Annotated in this window: 13 protein-coding genes; 10 read left to right on the top strand and 3 right to left on the bottom strand. The window is 71.3% G+C overall.

Annotated features, from left to right (window positions below):
- The first annotated feature begins 213 nt into the window (after positions 1-213).
- From OG927_RS13425 to mfd, 3 genes are all read left to right on the top strand, one after another.
- Positions 214-1,002: an ABC transporter ATP-binding protein gene (locus OG927_RS13425; protein WP_056799078.1), complete on the top strand. Its 789-nt coding sequence runs from the start codon at positions 214-216 to the stop codon at positions 1,000-1,002.
- The gene (locus OG927_RS13420; protein WP_330320214.1) at positions 999-3,581 is read left to right on the top strand and encodes an ABC transporter permease; all 2,583 of its coding nucleotides are present in this window, start codon (positions 999-1,001) and stop codon (positions 3,579-3,581) included. The genes OG927_RS13425 and OG927_RS13420 overlap by 4 nt, the downstream gene beginning before the upstream one ends.
- Before the next feature lie 206 nt (positions 3,582-3,787).
- Positions 3,788-7,318, top strand: a complete 3,531-nt coding sequence (gene mfd / locus OG927_RS13415; RefSeq protein ID WP_330320213.1) for a transcription-repair coupling factor — start codon at positions 3,788-3,790, stop codon at positions 7,316-7,318.
- On the opposite strand, the gene OG927_RS13410 is transcribed toward mfd, so the two are convergent.
- Positions 7,296-7,892, bottom strand: coding sequence for a TetR/AcrR family transcriptional regulator (locus OG927_RS13410; protein WP_124282109.1), 597 nt, complete (start codon positions 7,890-7,892; stop codon positions 7,296-7,298). The genes mfd and OG927_RS13410 overlap by 23 nt on opposite strands.
- Before the next feature lie 105 nt (positions 7,893-7,997).
- On the opposite strand from OG927_RS13410, the gene OG927_RS13405 reads away from it, so the two are divergent.
- Complete coding sequence (locus tag OG927_RS13405; RefSeq protein WP_056799068.1) at positions 7,998-8,864, top strand: SCO6745 family protein; 867 nt, start codon at positions 7,998-8,000, stop codon at positions 8,862-8,864.
- 203 nt (positions 8,865-9,067) lie between these two features.
- Here the strand turns inward: OG927_RS13405 and OG927_RS13400 are convergent, their stop codons facing one another.
- Positions 9,068-9,796 carry an HNH endonuclease family protein gene (locus OG927_RS13400; RefSeq protein WP_056799065.1) on the bottom strand — a complete coding sequence of 243 codons (729 nt, stop codon included), beginning with the start codon at positions 9,794-9,796 and terminating at the stop codon, positions 9,068-9,070.
- A gap of 371 nt (positions 9,797-10,167) precedes the next feature.
- Here OG927_RS13400 and OG927_RS13395 point away from each other — a divergent pair, with 371 nt between their 5' ends.
- Genes OG927_RS13395 through OG927_RS13385 form a run of 3 tightly spaced genes read left to right on the top strand, consistent with a single transcriptional unit; the run spans position 10,168 to position 13,410 of the window.
- Complete coding sequence (locus OG927_RS13395) at positions 10,168-12,363, top strand: glycoside hydrolase domain-containing protein (protein ID WP_330320212.1); 2,196 nt, start codon at positions 10,168-10,170, stop codon at positions 12,361-12,363.
- 29 nt (positions 12,364-12,392) lie between these two features.
- Positions 12,393-12,713: a hypothetical protein gene (locus OG927_RS13390; RefSeq protein WP_056799057.1), complete on the top strand. Its 321-nt coding sequence runs from the start codon at positions 12,393-12,395 to the stop codon at positions 12,711-12,713.
- 16 nt (positions 12,714-12,729) lie between these two features.
- The gene (locus OG927_RS13385; protein WP_056799053.1) at positions 12,730-13,410 is read left to right on the top strand and encodes a hypothetical protein; all 681 of its coding nucleotides are present in this window, start codon (positions 12,730-12,732) and stop codon (positions 13,408-13,410) included.
- A gap of 95 nt (positions 13,411-13,505) precedes the next feature.
- Here the strand turns inward: OG927_RS13385 and OG927_RS13380 are convergent, their stop codons facing one another.
- Positions 13,506-14,348, bottom strand: coding sequence for a DUF4190 domain-containing protein (locus tag OG927_RS13380; RefSeq protein ID WP_056799050.1), 843 nt, complete (start codon positions 14,346-14,348; stop codon positions 13,506-13,508).
- A 202-nt stretch (positions 14,349-14,550) separates the two neighbouring features.
- On the opposite strand from OG927_RS13380, the gene OG927_RS13375 reads away from it, so the two are divergent.
- From OG927_RS13375 to OG927_RS13365, 3 genes are all read left to right on the top strand, one after another.
- Positions 14,551-16,773, top strand: coding sequence for an N-6 DNA methylase (locus OG927_RS13375; RefSeq protein WP_330320211.1), 2,223 nt, complete (start codon positions 14,551-14,553; stop codon positions 16,771-16,773).
- Positions 16,774-16,871: 98 nt separating this feature from the next.
- Positions 16,872-17,492, top strand: coding sequence for a hypothetical protein (locus tag OG927_RS13370; RefSeq protein ID WP_330320210.1), 621 nt, complete (start codon positions 16,872-16,874; stop codon positions 17,490-17,492).
- Positions 17,489-19,063 carry a serine/threonine-protein kinase gene (locus tag OG927_RS13365; RefSeq protein ID WP_330320209.1) on the top strand — a complete coding sequence of 525 codons (1,575 nt, stop codon included), beginning with the start codon at positions 17,489-17,491 and terminating at the stop codon, positions 19,061-19,063. Before OG927_RS13370 ends, OG927_RS13365 begins: the two co-directional genes overlap by 4 nt.
- The last annotated feature ends 20 nt before the right edge of the window (positions 19,064-19,083 follow it).

Below are 19,083 nucleotides of genomic sequence, written 5' to 3'. Positions count from 1 at the left end.
CGGGGACCTTTCCTCCCGCCGGAGGACGTGCCGTGACGGCTCCGTTCCTTACCGTGGTCCTACACCGCGCATTGCGGCTGACCGCAGAGGGCGGGGTGGGGAAAACCCCACCCGAAGACTGCGCCGGGCACCAGCGCGCCGGACCCCCTCCGCACCCGAGACTCGGAACGTACACAGAGACGTCCAGGCATTGACCGACATAGGAGAAAAACCGTGACAACGGCTGTAACCATTCCCAGGCACGGGGGCACTGGAGGGCGTACGGCCGTCGCTGCGCGAGCGCGGCAGGTCGTCAAGGCGTACGGCGTCGGGGAGACCCGGGTCGTCGCGCTCGACCACGTCGACGTGGACATCGAGCGCGGGCGGTTCACGGCGATCATGGGACCCTCCGGCTCCGGCAAGTCGACGCTCATGCACTGCCTGGCCGGTCTGGACACCGTGACCTCGGGGGAGATCCACCTCGCGGACACCGAGATCACCAAGCTCAAGGACAAGAAGCTCACCCAGCTCCGCCGGGACCGCATCGGCTTCATCTTCCAGGCGTTCAACCTGCTTCCGACGCTGAACGCGCTCGAGAACATCACGCTGCCGATGGACATCGCGGGCCGCAGGCCCGACGCCGACTGGCTGCGGCAGGTCGTCGAGACCGTCGGTCTCGCCGAGCGGCTGAAGCACCGGCCGACGCAGCTCTCCGGCGGCCAGCAGCAGCGCGTCGCGGTGGCCAGGGCGCTGGCCGCCCGGCCGGAGATCATCTTCGGGGACGAGCCCACCGGGAACCTGGACTCGCGGGCCGGCGCCGAAGTGCTGTCCTTCCTGCGCAAGTCGGTCGACGAGCTGGGCCAGACCATCGTCATGGTCACCCACGACCCGGTGGCCGCCTCCTACGCGGACCGGGTGCTGTACCTCGCGGACGGCTCGATCGTCGACGAGATGCGCAACCCGACGGCCGATCAGGTCCTGGACCGCATGAAGGACTTCGACGCGCGCGGGCGGACGTCATGACCGTCTGGAAGACCTCGATGCGCAACTTCCTCGCGCACAAGGGGCGGATGGCGCTCTCCGCCGTGGCCGTCCTGCTGTCGGTGGCGTTCGTGTGCGGCACGCTCGTCTTCACCGACACGATGAACACCACCTTCGACAAGCTCTTCGCGGCGTCGTCGGCCGATGTCACCGTCAGCCCGAAGGCGGCCGGTGGCCCCGACGACGCCCCCGAGAACGGCCGGCCCGAATCGCTTTCCGCCTCCGTCGTCGAGCGGGTCGAGAAGGCGGACGGGGTGAAGGAGGCCGAGGGCGGAGTCATGAGCATGTCCGTCACGGTCGTCGACAGCCATGACGAGAACATGGGCTCCGAGACCGGTGCCCCGACGATCGCGGGCAACTGGACGCGGAACGACCTGCGTTCCATGGAGATCGCCTCCGGTCACGCGCCGCGCGGTCCGACCGAGGTCATGGTCGACGCCGACACCGCCGAGAAGCACCACCTGAAGATCGGCGACGAACTGCGCACCGTCGCGGTCACCGGTGACATCAGGGCGAGGATCAGCGGTATCGCCGCCTTCACCGTGACCAACCCGGGTGCGGCCGTCGTCTTCCTCGACACGGCCACCGCCCAGCAGAAGCTGCTCGGCAGGCCCGGAGCGTTCACCCACGTCAACGTCACCGCACAGCCGGGAGTCGACGACACACAGCTGAAGAAGAACGTCGCCTCGGCCCTCGGCGACGCCGGCGCTTACAAGCTGCAGACCCAGAAGGAAGCGGCGGCGGCCAACAAGGACTCCATGGGCTCCTTCCTCGACGTGATGAAGTACGCGATGCTCGGCTTCGCCGGGATCGCCTTCCTCGTCGGCATCTTCCTGATCGTCAACACCTTCTCGATGCTGGTCGCCCAGCGCACCCGCGAGATCGGCCTGATGCGGGCCATCGGCTCCAGCCGCAAGCAGGTGAACCGGTCCGTGCTGGTCGAAGCGGTACTCCTCGGCATCGTCGGCTCGGTCCTCGGCGTGGGCGCCGGGATCGGTCTCGCCGTCGGGCTGATGAAGCTCATGGGCTCCATGGGCATGGAGCTGTCCAGCGAGGACCTCACCGTCGCCTGGACGACCCCGGTCCTGGGGCTCGCGCTCGGCGTCGTCGTGACCGTCCTCGCCGCGTACATCCCGGCACGCCGGGCCGGCAAGGTGTCCCCGATGGCCGCCCTGCGCGACGCGGGGACACCGGCGGACGGGAAGTCGGGCCGGATCAGGGCCGGGATCGGACTGGTCCTCACCGTGTCCGGCGCGGCGGCCCTGTGGGCCACGACGCAGGCGGACAAGGCCGCCGAGGGCTCGCTCTACCTCGGCCTGGGCGTGGTCCTCACCCTCATCGGCTTCATCGTCGTCGGCCCGCTGCTGGCCGGTGTGGTCGTACGGGCGCTCGGCGTCGTCGTCCTGAGGTTCTTCGGCCCGGTCGGCCGGCTGGCGGAGCGCAACGCCCTGCGCAACCCGCGCCGCACCGGCGCGACCGGTGCGGCGTTGATGATCGGCCTGGCCCTGGTGGCCTGCCTCTCGGTCGTGGGCTCCTCCATGGTCGCCTCGGCCACCGAGGAGCTGGACAAGTCGGTCGGTACGGACTTCATCGTCCAGTCGGGCACCGGCCAGCTGGTCGTGCCGCAGGCGGCGGAGGCCATCAAGAAGGTGCCCGGCATCGAGTACGTCACCGACTACAAGTCCGTCGGCACGAAGATCACCTCGCCCGACGGGAAGACGGAGGACGAGGGCCTCGTCGCCGCCGACCCGACGTACCAGGAGGACCTGCGGCGCACGACGGTCGCCGGTGACCTCGGCGACGCGTACGGAAAGAACGCCATGTCGGTCGGCGACGACTACGCCCTCCGGCACGGGATCGAGGTCGGGGACGAAATCACGGTCGCGTTCAAGGCCGGCGGCACGGCGAAGCTGAAGGTCGCCGCGATCACCTCGGACGAGACGAACGTGGACAAGGGCGCGATGTACACCAACATCACGACCGCCGAGCAGTACGTGCCCGCCGACCGGATGCCCGAGAACATGATCATGTTCGCCAAGGCGGAGGACGGCAAGGAGAAGGCGGCGTACGCGGCCCTCAAGAGCGCCCTCGCCCCGTACCCGCAGTACAAGGTGCAGAACCAGGCCGACTTCAAGCAGGACCTGAAGGACCAGGTCGGCCAGCTGCTGAACATCGTGTACGGCCTGCTCGCCCTGGCGATCATCGTCGCGGTGCTCGGAGTGGTGAACACGCTGGCCCTGTCGGTGGTCGAGCGGACCCGTGAGATCGGCCTGATGCGGGCGATCGGCCTCTCCCGCCGCCAGCTGCGCCGCATGATCCGGCTGGAGTCCGTCGTGATCGCCCTGTTCGGCGCCCTGCTCGGCCTCGGGCTGGGGATGGGCTGGGGCACCTCGGCCCAGAAGCTGCTGGCCCTGGAGGGCCTCGGCGTCCTGGAGATCCCGTGGCCGACGATCCTCACGGTCTTCGTCGCCTCCGCCTTCGTCGGACTGTTCGCCGCGCTGGTCCCGGCCTTCCGGGCCGGCCGGATGAACGTCCTGAACGCGATCGCCACCGACGGGTGAACCCGGCCGACGTAGGATGACCGAATCCGGTCCCGGGGCGTTCCTCCAAACGCCCCGGGACCGGATTCATGTGTGCGCGGTGCGTCCGGGACCCCCGTTGCGGGGGCGGCACCCACGCCGGAGTCGTACGCTGGAACCCCCGGCCCGTCCTACGTGTCGGGCCCTTCGCGTTGCTCACTCCTCGCCCCACCGGACGGAATTCCTTCATGAGCCTGCACGGTCTGCTGGACGTCGTCGTCACCGACCCGGCGCTCTCCGAAGCGGTGAAGGCCGCCACCGACGGCCACCGGACCCATGTCGACCTGGTCGGCCCACCGGCGGCCCGCCCCTTCACGGTGGCCGCCCTGGCCCGCGAGGCCGGGCGGACCGTGCTCGCCGTCACCGCCACCGGCCGGGAGGCCGAGGACCTGGCTGCCGCGCTGCGCACGCTGCTGCCACCGGACACCGTCGCGGAGTTCCCGTCCTGGGAGACCCTGCCGCACGAGCGGCTCTCGCCGCGCTCGGACACCGTGGGCCGCCGCCTCGCCGTGCTCCGCAGGCTCGCGCACCCGCGGCGGGACGACCCGGAGACCGGCCCGGTCAGCGTGGTCGTCGCACCGATCCGCTCCGTGCTCCAGCCGCAGGTCAAGGGGCTCGGAGATCTGGAGCCGGTGGCGCTGAGCAGCGGGCAGACCGCCGATCTGGGCGAGGTCGTGGACGCGCTCGCCGCAGCCGCGTACGCCCGGGTGGAGCTCGTCGAGAAGCGCGGAGAATTCGCCGTTCGCGGTGGCATCCTGGACGTCTTCCCGCCCACCGAGGAGCACCCCCTCCGGGTGGAGTTCTGGGGCGACGACGTCGAGGAGATCCGCTACTTCAAGATCGCCGACCAGCGGTCCCTGGAAGTCGCCGGGCACGGGCTGTGGGCCCCGCCCTGCCGGGAGCTGCTGCTCACCGCGGACGTGCGGGAGAAGGCCGCGGTCCTCGCCGAGGCCCACCCGGAGCTGGGCGAGCTGCTGAACAAGATCGCCGAGGGGATCGCCGTCGAGGGCATGGAGTCCCTCGCCCCGGTCCTCGTCGACGAGATGGAGCTGCTGCTCGACGTCCTGCCGAAGGGCTCGATGGCCCTGGTCTGCGACCCGGAGCGGGTGCGGACCAGGGCCGCCGACCTGGTCGCCACCAGCCAGGAGTTCCTCCAGGCGTCCTGGGCGGCCACGGCGGGCGGCGGCGAGGCACCGATCGACGTCGGCGCGGCCTCCCTGCGGGGCATCGCCGACATCCGCGACCATGCCCGCGAGCTGGGCATGATGTGGTGGTCCACGTCCCCGTTCGCCGCGGACGACGAGCTCGACGAGGACACCCTGAAGCTCGGCATGCACGCCCCGGAGACGTACCGCGGCGACACCGCCCGGGCGCTCGCCGACACCAAGGGCTGGCTCGCCGACGGCTGGCGCACGGTGTACGTCACCGAGGGGCAGGGGACCGCCTCCCGCATCGCCGGTGTCCTCGGCGGCGAGGGCATCGCGGCCCGCGTCGACCAGGACCTCGGGGAGATCGCACCGTCCGTCGTGCACGTCGCGTGCGGAGCCCTCGACCACGGCTTCGTCGACGCCGGCCTGCGGCTCGCGGTGCTGACCGAAACGGACCTGACCGGCCAGCGCACCACGAGCAAGGACCTGGGCCGGATGCCGGCCCGCCGCCGCAAGTCCGTCGACCCGCTGACCCTGCAGTCCGGCGACTACATCGTCCACGAACAGCACGGCGTCGGCCGCTACATCGAGATGGTGCAGCGCACGGTGCAGGGCGCGACCCGCGAGTACCTCCTCGTCGAGTACGCCCCCGCCAAGCGCGGCCAGCCGGGCGACCGCCTCTACATCCCCACCGACCAGCTGGAGCAGGTCACCAAGTACGTCGGCGGCGAGGCACCCACGCTGCACCGGCTCGGCGGCGCCGACTGGACCAAGACCAAGCAGCGGGCCAAGAAGGCGGTCAAGGAGATCGCCGCCGACCTGATCAAGCTGTACTCCGCGCGGATGGCGGCCCCCGGCCACGCCTTCGCCCCGGACACGCCGTGGCAGCGCGAGCTGGAGGACGCCTTCCCGTACGCGGAGACCCCCGATCAGCTGTCCACGATCGCCGAGGTCAAGGAGGACATGGAGAAGTCCGTCCCGATGGACCGGCTGATCTGCGGCGACGTCGGCTACGGCAAGACGGAGATCGCGGTCCGCGCGGCCTTCAAGGCGGTCCAGGACGGCAAGCAGGTCGCCGTCCTCGTCCCGACGACGCTGCTGGTCCAGCAGCACTTCGGCACGTTCACCGAGCGGTACGCCCAGTTCCCCGTCAACGTGCGGGCGCTGAGCCGCTTCCAGTCGGAGACCGAGTCGAAGGCGACGCTGGAGGGGCTGAAGGACGGGTCCGTGGACCTGGTCATCGGCACGCACCGGCTGTTCTCGTCGGAGACGAAGTTCAAGGACCTGGGCCTCGTCATCGTCGACGAGGAGCAGCGTTTCGGTGTCGAGCACAAGGAGCAGCTGAAGAAGCTCCGCGCCAACGTCGACGTGCTCACCATGTCCGCGACGCCCATCCCCCGTACGCTCGAGATGGCCGTCACCGGCATCCGTGAGATGTCGACGATCACGACGCCCCCGGAGGAGCGGCACCCCGTCCTCACCTTCGTCGGACCGTACGAGGAGAAGCAGATCGGCGCGGCCGTCCGGCGTGAGCTCCTGCGTGAGGGCCAGGTGTTCTACATCCACAACCGGGTGGAGTCCATCGACCGGGCCGCGGCCCGGCTGCGCGAGATCGTGCCCGAGGCGCGGATCGCCACGGCGCACGGGCAGATGGGCGAGAGCGCGCTGGAGCAGGTCGTCGTCGACTTCTGGGAGAAGAAGTTCGACGTGCTCGTCTCCACGACCATCGTCGAGTCCGGCATCGACATCTCGAACGCCAACACGCTGATCGTGGAGCGCGGCGACAACTTCGGCCTCTCGCAGCTGCACCAGCTGCGCGGCCGGGTCGGCCGGGGACGGGACAGGGGCTACTCCTACTTCCTGTACCCGCCGGAGAAGCCCCTCACGGAGACCGCGCACGAGCGCCTCGCGACGATCGCCCAGCACACCGAGATGGGTGCGGGCATGTACGTGGCGATGAAGGACCTGGAGATCCGCGGCGCCGGGAACATGCTGGGCGGGGAGCAGTCCGGCCACATCGCCGGTGTCGGCTTCGACCTGTACATCCGGATGGTGGGCGAGGCGGTGGCGGACTACCGGGCCGCGGTGGACGGCGGGGTCGAGGAGGAGCCGCCGCTGGAGGTCAAGATCGAGCTCCCGGTCGACGCGCACGTCCCGCACGACTACGCCCCCGGGGAGCGGCTGCGCCTCCAGGCGTACCGGTCCATCGCCTCCGCCACCACGGAGGACGACATCAGGGCCGTCCGCGAGGAGCTCACCGACCGCTACGGCAAACTGCCCGAGCCGGTGGAGAACCTCCTCCTCGTGGCGGGCCTGCGGATGCTGGCCCGGGCCTGCGGGGTCGGCGAGATCGTGCTGCAGGGCCCGAACATCCGGTTCGCGCCGGTGGAGCTGCGGGAGTCGCAGGAGCTGCGGCTGAAGCGGCTCCACCCGAAGACGGTCATCAAGCCGACCGCCCACCAGATCCTGGTGCCCCGTCCGACGGCGGGCCGGATCGGTGGCAAGCCGGTGGTGGGCCGCGAACTCCTGTCGTGGACCGGGGAGTTCCTCACGACGATCCTGGGGTCGTAGCCGCCTCCTCCGCCGGGGGGAACAGGAGGTCCGCGAGGCCCCGGAACACGTCCTCGGGGTCGCTGTCCCCCACGGGCGCGTCCAGGTTGCCGCTGAGGAGCAGGGTGGCGAAGCCGTGGGCGAGGGACCAGGCGGCGATGCCCGCGAGCCGGTCGTCGTCACCCCGGGCGGTTTCGGGCAGGCCGGAGATCCCGGCACGCAGCGCTTCGGTGGCGCGGGCCTTCGCGGCGATCAGCTCGGGGTCGTCGGGGCGGTGCAGTTCGGGGCGGAACATCACGTGGAAGTGCGCGGGGTGCCCCGCCGCGAACCGTACGTAGGCGACGCCCCGTTCCCGCAGGCCCGGGGCGTCGGCCAGGGCGTCGGCGAACAGGGCGTACCCCTCGGCGGCCACGGCGGTCAGCAGGCCGGTCCGGTCCTTGAAGTGGTGGGCCGGGGCGGCGTGCGAGACACCGGCCCGGCGGGCCAGGTCGCGCAGGCTCAGGGCGTCGGGGCCGTCGGCGGCGATGACGTCGAGGGCGGCGGTCAGGACGGCGCGCCGCAGGTCGCCGTGGTGGTAGGTGCGCTCACTGGTCATGGTGGGAACGGTACGCCGTGTCTAGGCATTGACAAGTTCTTCGCGGGCGAGCACGCTGTAAATCTAGTCGCTGACAAGATGGACCGTTCTGCGGAAGGCGGAGACATGTCCGACGAACTGGGTCGCGTGCGCCGGATGTGGCACCTGCTGGAGCCCCTGCACGCCGTTCTCTACTTCGCGCCGGAAGCGTTCGATGAGGCCGCGGGCCTCGGTCACGCCGTCGACGAGCGCTGGCCGAGCTACTTCGCGTGGCGGGCCGCGCCGCTCGGGGCGGCCGGGGCCGGCCGGGTGACGGAGACCTTCTTCGGCTTCAGCCCTGCGATGATCGCCCGGTATGTGCCGGACGGCTGGTCCGTCGCCTCCCCGGAGGCTGTGCTGGCGGCCCGGACGAGGGCGGTCGACCGGACGTACCGGGCGCTGTTCTCCGACCGGGTGCACGGCCCCGAGTTCGCCGAGGCCGCCGGCCTGGCCCGCCGGGCGGCACGGGCCGCGGACGTCACGGGGCGTCCCCTCGCGGCGGCGAACGCCGCACTGCCCTGGCCTGAAGCGCCGCACCTGGTGCTCTGGCAGGCCGCGACGGTCCTGCGGGAGCACCGGGGGGACGGGCACCTGCGGGCGCTCGTCTCCGCGGGCCTCGACCCGGTCGAGTCGCTGGTCTCCTTCGCGGCCGTGGGCGCGGCGCGTCCGGAGGTGTTCGAGAGCCGGGGGTGGAGCGGGGCGGAGTGGTCGGCCGCGCGCGAACGGCTCCTGGAGCGCGGGCTGCTGGAGGAGGACGGGACGGCCACGGACGCCGGGCGGGCACTGCGGGCGGAGGTGGAACGGCGGACGGACGAGCTGGCGTCCGACCCGTGGAGCGCGCTGGAGCCGGCGGAGCAGGAGCGGCTCGTGGAGCTGTTGGGGCCCCTGTGGGTGGAGGTGCTCAGCTCGAGGCTGCTGCCCTCCGAGACGACGCTCGGCATCGGAAAGGTGTGAGGGGTCGGGGTCGGGGGTCGCCCCGGCCCAGGGGTGCCGCCGGGGCGTGGTGCAGGCGGCATGGGGGCGAGGGCGGCGCGGGGCGGACGGCCCAGGGCTCCGGCGCCGGCCCGGGCGGACCGCTCCGGTTCAACGGGGGCCGGGCCGCGCGGGGTTGATGGCCCGGGTCACCCGGTGCCGTGATCCGTGGGGCGCGGCTCGGGTCAACGGCTGCCGGCCTCGGTGGGGTTGCCGCCGCTGGGGAGTTTCCGGTCCGGGCAGGACTTCAGGACCGTCGTCATCGCGTCCTTCTCGGCGGCGGTCACCCACAGGCCGTACTTCTTCTTCACCGCGACCTGCCCCGCCACATAGGTGCAGCGGTACTCCTTGTTGGGGGGCAGCCAGGTCGCGGTGTCCCCGTCCCCCTTGCGGCGGTTGGCGGACGAGTCGGCCGCGACGAGGTTCAGCGGATCGTTCGCGAAGGCCCGCCGCTTGCTGTCGCTCCACTTCTGCGCGCCCTTCTGCCAGGCGTCGGACAGGGCGACGAGATGGTCTATGTCGACCTTGCTGCGTCCGCGTACGAAGGCGACGCGGCCTCCGGTGTAGGGGTCGGGGTCGAGGACTCCGCTCAGTACCTTGCATCCGTCGGAGTCCCGGGAGACGTCGTCGAGCTGCTCGGCGAGTATGTCGTCCCGGGTTCCGCAGCCGTTCCTGTCGGTATCGAGCCAGGCGGACCCGAACGCGGAACGCTCGTACCCCGTCTTCGGCGCCCGGCCCTTCACCGTGAGCCCGTCGGTGGCCCCCAGCGCCGAGTTCGCCGAGACGGGTCCGGGAGCCGTGTCGGCCGGCCCGTCCGTGATCTCGCAGCCTGGCAGGGCGAGCGCACTCGCCAGTGTCAGGGCGGCGATCGGGAGCAGGCGGCGGGTGCGCGGCGAGGCGTGGAAGGGGGTCACGACGCACCAGCGTAGGCGGCCGTGCCGTCGGCGGGGCAAGGGGCCCGCACCGTCTATTTCCGGACGACTGTCGAAAGCCTGCCCGAAAATACACTCTGTGCTCGGTGAGGCTCCGTCATGATGACGCCGTGGATGTTACGGAGGGGGCTCTGGCACCACCTGTCGTGAGATGTGACGTGGCCCCACGCCGTGTGGATCAGCGACGTCCCCCAGGAGGAAGGGGACGGGTGCGCCGCCCGGCGGTCCGCCGGACCGGAACTCAACTCGGCCCGTCCGGCGTCGAGGTGCCCTGAGGGCGCGGAGCCGTCCTGCGCGGCTCTCCCTTCCCCTCGCATCCAGACATTCCGTATCCAGATGTCAGGAGACAGCTCATGGCTGACGAGTTGGTGCGTCGCGCGCAGAGGTTCGTGAACACGACCTACAACAACGGCGCGACTCTCGGCATATCCAAGCTCGACGAGAACGGTCAGACCGGCTGGACCACGATGTACGCCCTGACCCGGGCGCTCCAGTACGAGATGGGCATCACGAGCCTGTCCGACTCCTTCGGTCCTACCACGCTGTCGACCATCGGCGCGAAGTACGGGAAGCTCGACGGGACGACCATCCCCTCCGCGAACTTCTGCCGCATCATCCAGTCCGCCCTGTACTGCAAGGGCTACGACGGCGGAGAGATCGACGGCACGTACAACTCCCGTGTCCAGGACGCCGTCGTCAAGCTGAACCAGAACATGGGCGTGAGCTCGACGTATCCGGGCAGTTCGCTGTGGCCGAAGGTCGTCAAGGGCCTGTTCAACATGGACGCCTACGTCACCGTCAGCAACGGATCGGACGCCATTCGCTCCATCCAGCAGTGGCTGAACGGCCGGTACATCCTGCGCAAGGACTTCTACGTCATCCCCTGCGACGGCCATCACTCCCGTGACGTCGCCAAGTCCATGCTGTACGCGATCCAGTTCGAGCTGGGCATGGCCGACGGAACGGCCAACGGCGTCTTCGGCCCCGGCACGCAGTCCGGCCTCAGATCCCACACGGTCTCCACCGGCACCACCGGCACATGGGCGCAGCTGTTCACCGCGGCCATGATCCTCAACAAGCGCAACGTCCCCTTCGGGAACTTCACCGCCACGGTGCGAAGCGGCGTGGAGAGCTTCCAGTCGTTCATCAAGCTCCCGGTCACCGGCAGCGGCGACTTCCAGACCTGGGCGTCGCTGCTCGTCTCCTACGGTGACCAGTCCCGCCCGGGCACGGCGTGCGACGGCGTCACGAAGATCACGCCGGCTCGGGCACAGACGCTGAAGGACGCCGGCTACAAGTACATCGGCCGCTACCTCTACAACTCGTCGACGTCGAGCCTGCCCGAGAAGCAGATCCAGCCGGGCGAGCTCGCCACGATCAAGGAATACGGGCTGCGCTGCTTCCCGATCTACCAGACGTGGAGCCGGTCCGCCGACTACTTCACCTACGGCCAGGGCACCAACGACGCGTTCATGGCGATCGAGTGGGCGCAGTACCACGGCTTCAAGCCCGGGAGCATCATCTACTTCGCGGTGGACTACGACGCGATGGACGGGGAGGTCACCGATTACGTCATCCCGCACTTCCGCGGAGTGATGCGCACCATCGGGGAGAACTCCAGCTACGGCGTGGGCGTCTACGGGCCGCGCAACGTGTGCCAGCGCGTGGCGGACGCCGGATACGCGGCGGCGAGCTTCGTGTCCGACATGTCGAGCGGATTCTCGGGGAACCTCGGCTATCCGATGCCGACGAACTGGGCCTTCGACCAGATCGTCACCCTCACCGTCGGATCCGGTGCCGGGGCGATCGAGATCGACAAGAACATCGCCTCCGGCCGGGACACCGGCCAGGGCGACTTCGACCCCGGCTCCGCCACCGACGGCCTTGACACCGACCTCGACAAGGCCGCCTACCAGGCGTCGATGCTGACGGACGTGAAGAGCTATCTGACGTCGATCGGCGTACCGGAGACCGGCGGAGACGGCTGGACCGACAGTGACTGGGCCACTCTGGGTGGCATCTCCACCACCAAGGCGTTCGAGCTCGTGCTCAGCGCGGACTGGCTGTTCACCTCGCTGGCACGGCAGCTGAAGCTCCGCAAGGCGCTGATCCAGGCGCCGGTGCTGTGGGAGCTGCGCAAGCTGAATCCCCTGGACTTCGTCGCCGACGAGGCCGTCAAGCTGGGCGTGAAGGACGACTCCAGCACCGGCTGGGGTCAGATCTTCGCCTGGGTGACCATCGACGCCCGCAACTACTGCATGCAGCAGAGGATCATCAACGGGACGCCGCTGACGGGTTCCGACACGCGGACCGTGTGGGACAACCTCCAGGACCCGCTGTACAACATCCGGTCGGTCTCGTACCTGACGGTCTACAACGCCCACCAGCTCGGTATCTCCCGACCAGGGCTGAACACCGGCGCCGCGGACACCCAGGCCCTCCTGGCCCGGTACAACGGGACCGGTGACGACGCCGCGAAGTACGGCCGGGAGCTGATGGGGCTGTACAACGTGCTGGAGAACTACAACCAGCTCTCACGCACCAAGTGAGCGCGGTCGACGGTGTGAATACTGGGCGCATGTGGAAATGGCTGCCGGCGGCCGTGGGTGTGAACGTGCTGCTCGGCATTCCCGGCGTCGTTCCGGTGTGGCTGCTCTGGTACTACGCGTCGAACGGGCCGCTCGCGGATCTCGGCTGGACCCGGCGCGAGGCCACGGAGAACGACGGGATGCTGCTGTGGCTGCTGATCGTCGTGCCGGTGAACGCGGCGTTTCTCCTCGTCTGGTGGCTCGCCAACCGTCCCGTCCGGCGCAGGATGGCGCTGGACTCCCGTATGTACTGGCCGGCCGGTGCCCTCATGGCCCTGGTGCCGACGTTCATCCTCATGCTCGTTCTGTGAGAAAGGGATTCAAGGCGTGCGAAACGACATAACGAGGCGGGCCGTAGTGACGAGCGCCGCCGTCATCGGTGCCGCGGCAGCCGTGGGGTCCCTCGTGCCGGGAACGGCCGCGGCGGCTACGGCGAAGGAGCCGAAGAAGCTCCCGACCTCCCTCAACGGGTGGACGATCGAGAAGGAGGCGAACCACGTCTCCACGGTGTGGACGCGTCCGGTCGCCGGGACGGGACTCAAGGTCGACGTCCGGATCGGTGACGTGGAGGCGATCCTCCTCCACGTCACCCGGCGCTTCCACTACGAGGTCGAGCAGCTCCAGCGGGTCGACCTGGCCGGTTGGCAGGGGGCCGGCACGCTCCGCAGGGGTTTGCCCGAATCGAACCTCGCGTCCGGCACCGCGGTGCGGATCCGGCCCGGTGCCTCGGCGAAGGGCGGACTCTTCCCCCAGCAGGAGATCGTGCTGCGGGACATCCTCGCCGACTGCGAGGGCGTCGTGCGGTGGGGCGGGGACGACAGCGAGGTGGACGAGTCCCTGTTCTACATCGACGCCGCCCCCGGCGACGAGCGGGTGGCGAAGCTCGGCGAGAGGTTCCGTGACTGGGACGCGACGCCGGGCCTGGGCGCCGGCGGGGCGGTGGACGTCCAGTCCACGTCCCGGCGGAACCGCGCGGAGCGGCTGGCCCGGGTCCAGCGCTCGGCCTGATCCGGCAGGGCTCCCTTCCTCCCCCCGGAGGAAGGGAGCCTCCTCCGGTGGGCGGCTCGGACGGGTTGACGGGCCGGCAGGGGCGGACGGGTCCGTCAGAGCTTCAGTTCCCACTGGCTGGCGTCCCAGTCGAAGCCGGGGGCGACCTCGACGGTCAGGTGCTTCGCGTCCGACGGGGCGTCGAAGGCGAACTGCACCGTGATCTTCTTTCCCGGCAGGACCGTGCCGGTGAACCCCTCGCCGACCTTGCCGTCGAAGATCTGCTCGGCGTCGACGCCGTCCTCACCTGCGCGGGCGTCGACGCTGACGAGGGCGGAGTCGAACTTCTCCTTCGACTTGTTGTCGATGACCACGGAGACCTTGTAGGCGCGATTGCCCTTGGTGTGCCCGGCGGCGTACGCACCGGGCGTGTACGCGGCGGCGCTGCTGACCGTGACCTCCACGCCGTCGTCGTACACGGCGGTGTCACGGCCCTCCAGGGTCTCGGCGGCCGGCTCGTCCTCGCTCGCGGGGGCGTCCTCGGCGGCGTCGCCCTTCTTGTCGTCCGCTGCGGCGCCCGGCTTCGCCGAGGCCGAACTGCCGGACACCTCCTTGGAGATGTCCTTCACCGCGTCGTCCACGGCCTTGAAGGTGAGGACCGCGCCGACCACTGACAGGACCAGCGCCAGCAGGCCGAGCACGGCACCGAAGGTGGCCACCCCCTTGTTGCTCGCCTCGCCGCGCTTGGCGCGGCCCCGGCCGGCCAGGCCGAGGACCAGGGCGATGACGCCGAGGATGCCCGCCAGCCAGAAGAGGAACGGGATCAGCCCCGAGACGGCCCCGATGATGCCCAGGACGAGGGCGGAGATACCGAGGCCGTTGCGCGCGGGGCGGAGGCCGGGCTCGTGACCGGGGGCGTAGGGCTGCTGGGGCTGCGGCGGCGACGTGAACTGGGACATGGGTGTGCCCTCCGGCGAAGAACGGGGATGGTGTGAGCGGATCGGTGCGCCACATGCTGTAGCGACGAGTTAATAAGACCAGAGCCTGTGAATCGAGTCAACACGGTTCACACTTCAAGGTCGCGGTTCTCGTGTGAACCGGTGTGGTGTGCGGCAGATCGGTATGCTCGCCGACACGACGGATCTATCGGGGAGACAGCCAGTGCCGGAGAACTCGACAGAGGTGACCGCGGCCGGGATCGCACGGCTCGCGGGAGTGGGACGCGCGGCCGTCAGCAACTGGCGCCGTCGCCACGCCGACTTTCCCCGGCCGGTCGGGGGCACCGACACCAGCCCGTCCTTCTCCCTGCCCGAGGTCGAAAGCTGGCTGCGCGACCAGGGGAAGCTCGCGGAGGTCCCGCTCCGGGAGCGGGTCTGGCAGCAGCTGTCCGGACACCCGGCCGGCACCGTCACCGCCCTGATCCACGCGGGCTGCGCGCTGCTGCTCGTCAGGGACAGGCCCACCGCATGGCTCGAGATCACCGCCGTCTCGGACCCGCGGATGGCCGGTGTCCTGCCGGGCGCGCTGGACGACGTACTGACCGCTCACTTCGGATCCGAGCGCGTGGTGCACACGCCCTCGGAAGCCGCCCTGCTGCCCTCCGTCCCGCTCCTGCGCGCCGCGGCCGAGCTGGCGGCCGGGGTGGGCGTCCGGAAGGCGTTCGAGTTCCTCTTCGTCCGCCGGCTCGACGCCAACCCCCGTCAGCACACCCTCACGCCTCCCGATCTGGCCGAGCTGATGACGGCGCTGGCCGAGCAGGGCGGACCAGCCGGCCGCCGGACCGGGAAGCGGCCCGCCCGAGCCGTCCTCGACCCCGCCGCCGGAACGGGCGCCCTCCTCAGGGCCGTCGGCGGCTCCACCGCTCTGTACGCGCAGGAGGCCGATCCCGACCTCGCCGCACTCACCGCGCTCCGGCTCGCCCTCGACTCGGAGGAAGCCGCAGGAGCTCCGGCAGCCGCGGGGCCGGCCGGTGCGACAGGGCACGCGGGGCCGGGTGCCGGCGCGCTCGTCGTCCGGACCGGCGACACCCTGCGCGCCGACGCCTTCCCCCAGCTCGTGGTGGACACCGTGCTCTGCCATCCGCCGTTCAACGAGCGCAACTGGGGCCACGACGAGCTCGCCTACGACCCCCGCTGGGAGTACGGCTTCCCCGCCCGTACCGAATCCGAACTGGCCTGGGTCCAGCACGCGCTCGCGCATCTCCGGGAAGGCGGAACCGCCGTTCTGCTGATGCCGCCGGCCGCCGCCTCCCGCCGTTCGGGCCGCCGGATCCGCGCCGACCTGCTGCGCCGCGGCGCCCTGCGCGCCGTCGTCGCGCTCCCCGCCGGCGCCGCGCCCCCGTACGGCATCCCGCTCCACCTGTGGGTGCTGCGCAGGCCGGGAGCGGGCCACCCCGCCGCACCCGAGCTGCTGCTCGTCGACACCGCGGACTCCGCGGACCCGGGGGCGGGCGCGGGCTCCGCTCCGTCCGGCGGCCGTGACCGTATCGACTGGACCGCCGTACGGAGCACCGCGCTCGACGCGTGGCACGCGTTCGCGGACGGGGGCGGGAAGGACCGGACGGACGGGGAGGGCCGTGCCGACCGGCCCGGGGTCAGCCGCACCGTCCCCGTCATCGACCTCCTCGACGACGACGTGGACCTGGCCCCCGCACGCCACCTGCCGCCCCCGGCCGGCGGCGGTGCGGCGGAGCTGGCCCGCGTACGGGAACGGCTGGACGAGACCCTGAAGCTGACCGCCCGGCTCGCTCCGCCGCCCGCGGCCCCCGCCGAACCGGCCCGGCGGACCCTCACCACGGTCGGCGAACTGGCCCGCGCGGGCGCCCTCGAGCTGCACACGAGCTCCGGCGGCGGCACGGCACCGGTCCTTACCGAGCACGACGTCCTCGCCGGTACGGCGCCGAGCGGTACGGCGCCGAGCGGTACGGCGCCGAGCGGTACGGCGCCGAGCGGTGCGCCCGCCGGGGCGGCGGGCCGGGAGGACGAACCGCTCCTCCTGGAGGAGGGCGACGTCATCGTTCCCGTGCTCGGAGGCGGCTCCGTCACCCGCGTCGTGGACGAGGCCACGGCCGGCGCCGCGCTCGGCCGCAACCTCCAGCTGCTGCGCCCCGATCCCACCGCCCTCGACCCCTGGTTCCTCGCCGGCTTCCTGCGGGGAACCGCCAACAACCGGCAGGCCAGCAGCTACGCCTCCACCGCGACCCGGCTCGACGCCCGGCGCCTCCAGCTGCCCAGACTGCCACTCGCCGAACAGCGGCAGTACGGAGCACAGTTCAGGGCACTGGCCGCATTCGAGGACGCTCTGCGCACCACCGGCAGGCTCGGCGGGCAGCTGGTCCAGGGGATGTACGACGGACTCACGGACGGCAGCGTCGCTCCGAAGTGACGTGAACCACAACGGTTGTGCGCAACCCGGGAGCCGTTGTCCCTGTCGGTGTATACGCTCACAGCAACGTCCGACATACACCCTCCCGGGAGCAGCACATGCACGGCTACGGCCATCCGCCGCAGCAGCAACCGACGCGGCGACCGTCCTCGGCGACGCTGACCACGCTGCGCGTGCTCTTCGTGGCGCTGACGCTGATGAGCTGCGGGTTCCTGTCCTGGGCCGCCCTGCTGCGGCTGGCCACCGTCACCAGGAAGGGACTGGACTGGACCCTGATGGCGGCGGCCCTCGCACTCAACGCGGGCATGTTCGCGTACGTCCTGTCCTGGCCGGACAACGACGAACCCCTGACGGACACGCAGGGAGTCATCTTCTTCGCCTGGCTCCTCTGCACGGTGGCCGGCACGGTCGCCTACTACCTGTATGCGGAGATCCGGCACTACAGCCGGCGGTACACCCACCCCGTCCCGTCGCCGTACACGGGCCACGTGCCGCCTCGGGCCCCGGCCGTGACCCCCGCGGCGCCCACCCCCGGCTACGGCTACCCGCCCGCCCCGGTGCCCCCGGCCGGACCGGTGCGCCCGCCCGCACCGGCGGCTCCGCCCACGGCGACACCCCCGCCCACGCCGCGGACCGCCCCGCCCCAGCGCCTGGACCAGGTGCGTGCCGAGCTCGACGAGCTGAGCGACTACCTCCGCAAGGAGGGCGGCAACCGGTGAACGGGCGTGTCATCGCCGGGCGGTACGAGCTGGCCGCGATCCTCGGCCAGGGAGGCATGGGCCAGGTCTGGACGGCGTACGACCAGCGCCTCGACCGCCGTGTCGCGGTGAAGCTCCTGCGCCCGGACCGGGTGGCGGGCCCCTCCGGCAGCGACGCGGCGGACGAGCTGCGCCGCCGGTTCGTCCGCGAGTGCAGGGTCACCGCCCAGGTGGACCACCCGGGGCTGGTGACCGTCCACGACGCCGGGAGCGACGACGACGACCTGTACCTCGTCATGCAGTACGTCGAGGGTGCCGACCTCGCCGACCACCTGGCCGAGCACGACCCCTACCCGTGGCCCTGGGCCGTCGCGGTCGCCGCCCAGCTCTGTGCCGTGCTCTCCGCCGTGCACGCCGTGCCGATCGTGCACCGCGACCTCAAGCCGCGCAACGCCATGATCCGGCCCGACGGCACCGTCATCGTGCTCGACCTGGGTGTCGCCTCCGTCCTGGACAGCGACACCACCCGGCTGACGCACACGGGATCCCCCATCGGCTCCCCGGCCTACATGGCCCCCGAGCAGGCCATGGGCGGTGCCGTCGGCCCGTACACCGACCTGTACGCCCTCGGCGTGCTCCTCCACGAACTGCTCAGCGGGGACGTGCCGTTCGCCGGCTCCACCGCCCTCGGCGTGCTGCACCGCCACCTCTACGAACCGCCGCTCCCGGTCCGCCATCTGCGGCCCGAGGTCCCCGAGCCGCTCGAAGCGCTGGTGCTGAGGCTGCTCGCCAAGGACCCGCAGCACCGCCCGGCCTCGGCCCAGGAGGTGTACGAGTCGCTGCGCCCGCTGCTGCCCGCCGGCGGCACGCCGGCCGGGCCCCTCGACCCGACCCGCCCCTTCCTCCGGCCGCACGCCCCGTGGCCCGACCGTGCCGCGACCCCGGCCCCCGCGCCCGTCCCCGTTCCCGTCCCGGCACAGCTGACGCACACGACGTACTCGACGGGCGCACCCGCGTCCCGCCCGGACGTCGCGAAGGCGGTCGACGAGGTGAAGCAGCTGCTGAGCGAGGGCCGGATCACGCAGGCCGTCGACATCCTCGGGGGCATCCTCCCGGCCGCCGCCGCCGAGCACGGGGAGCACTCCCCGGTCGTCCGGATCCTGCGCAAGCAGTACGCGGCCACGCTGATGGACGACGGGCAGTTCCGCCGTGCGCTGCCCGAGCTGCGCCGGCTCGCCGACGACCGCTCGGCGGAGGCGGGCCCGGCCGACACCCAGACCCTGCAGTTCCGTTACGACGCGGCGCAGTGCCTGGAACAGCTCGGTGAGGCGGCCGCGGCGCTCGCCGAGTACCGCGCGGTCCTTCCCTACTACGAGAACACCTACGGGGCTCCGCCCCCGGACCGGGGCCGTTCCTTCGACATCCGGCACCGCATCGGCCACCTGCTGCTCGCCGTCGGCGACCACGCGGCGGGCAGGGGACAGCTCCAGGCCCTGCTGTACGACGCGGAGCGGGCGTACGGGCCGCACCACCCGCTGCCCCAGGAGCTGCGCAGGCAGCTCACCCACCAGCGGCACGTACGCGGCGGCTGAAACCGGCCCCGCCGGCGCAC

This window comes from Streptomyces clavifer, assembly GCF_036345975.1.
GTDB lineage: Bacteria > Actinomycetota > Actinomycetes > Streptomycetales > Streptomycetaceae > Streptomyces > Streptomyces clavifer.
The sequence above is the reverse complement of the archived record's forward strand: the minus strand, read 5'-3'. Positions and strand labels throughout refer to the sequence as shown.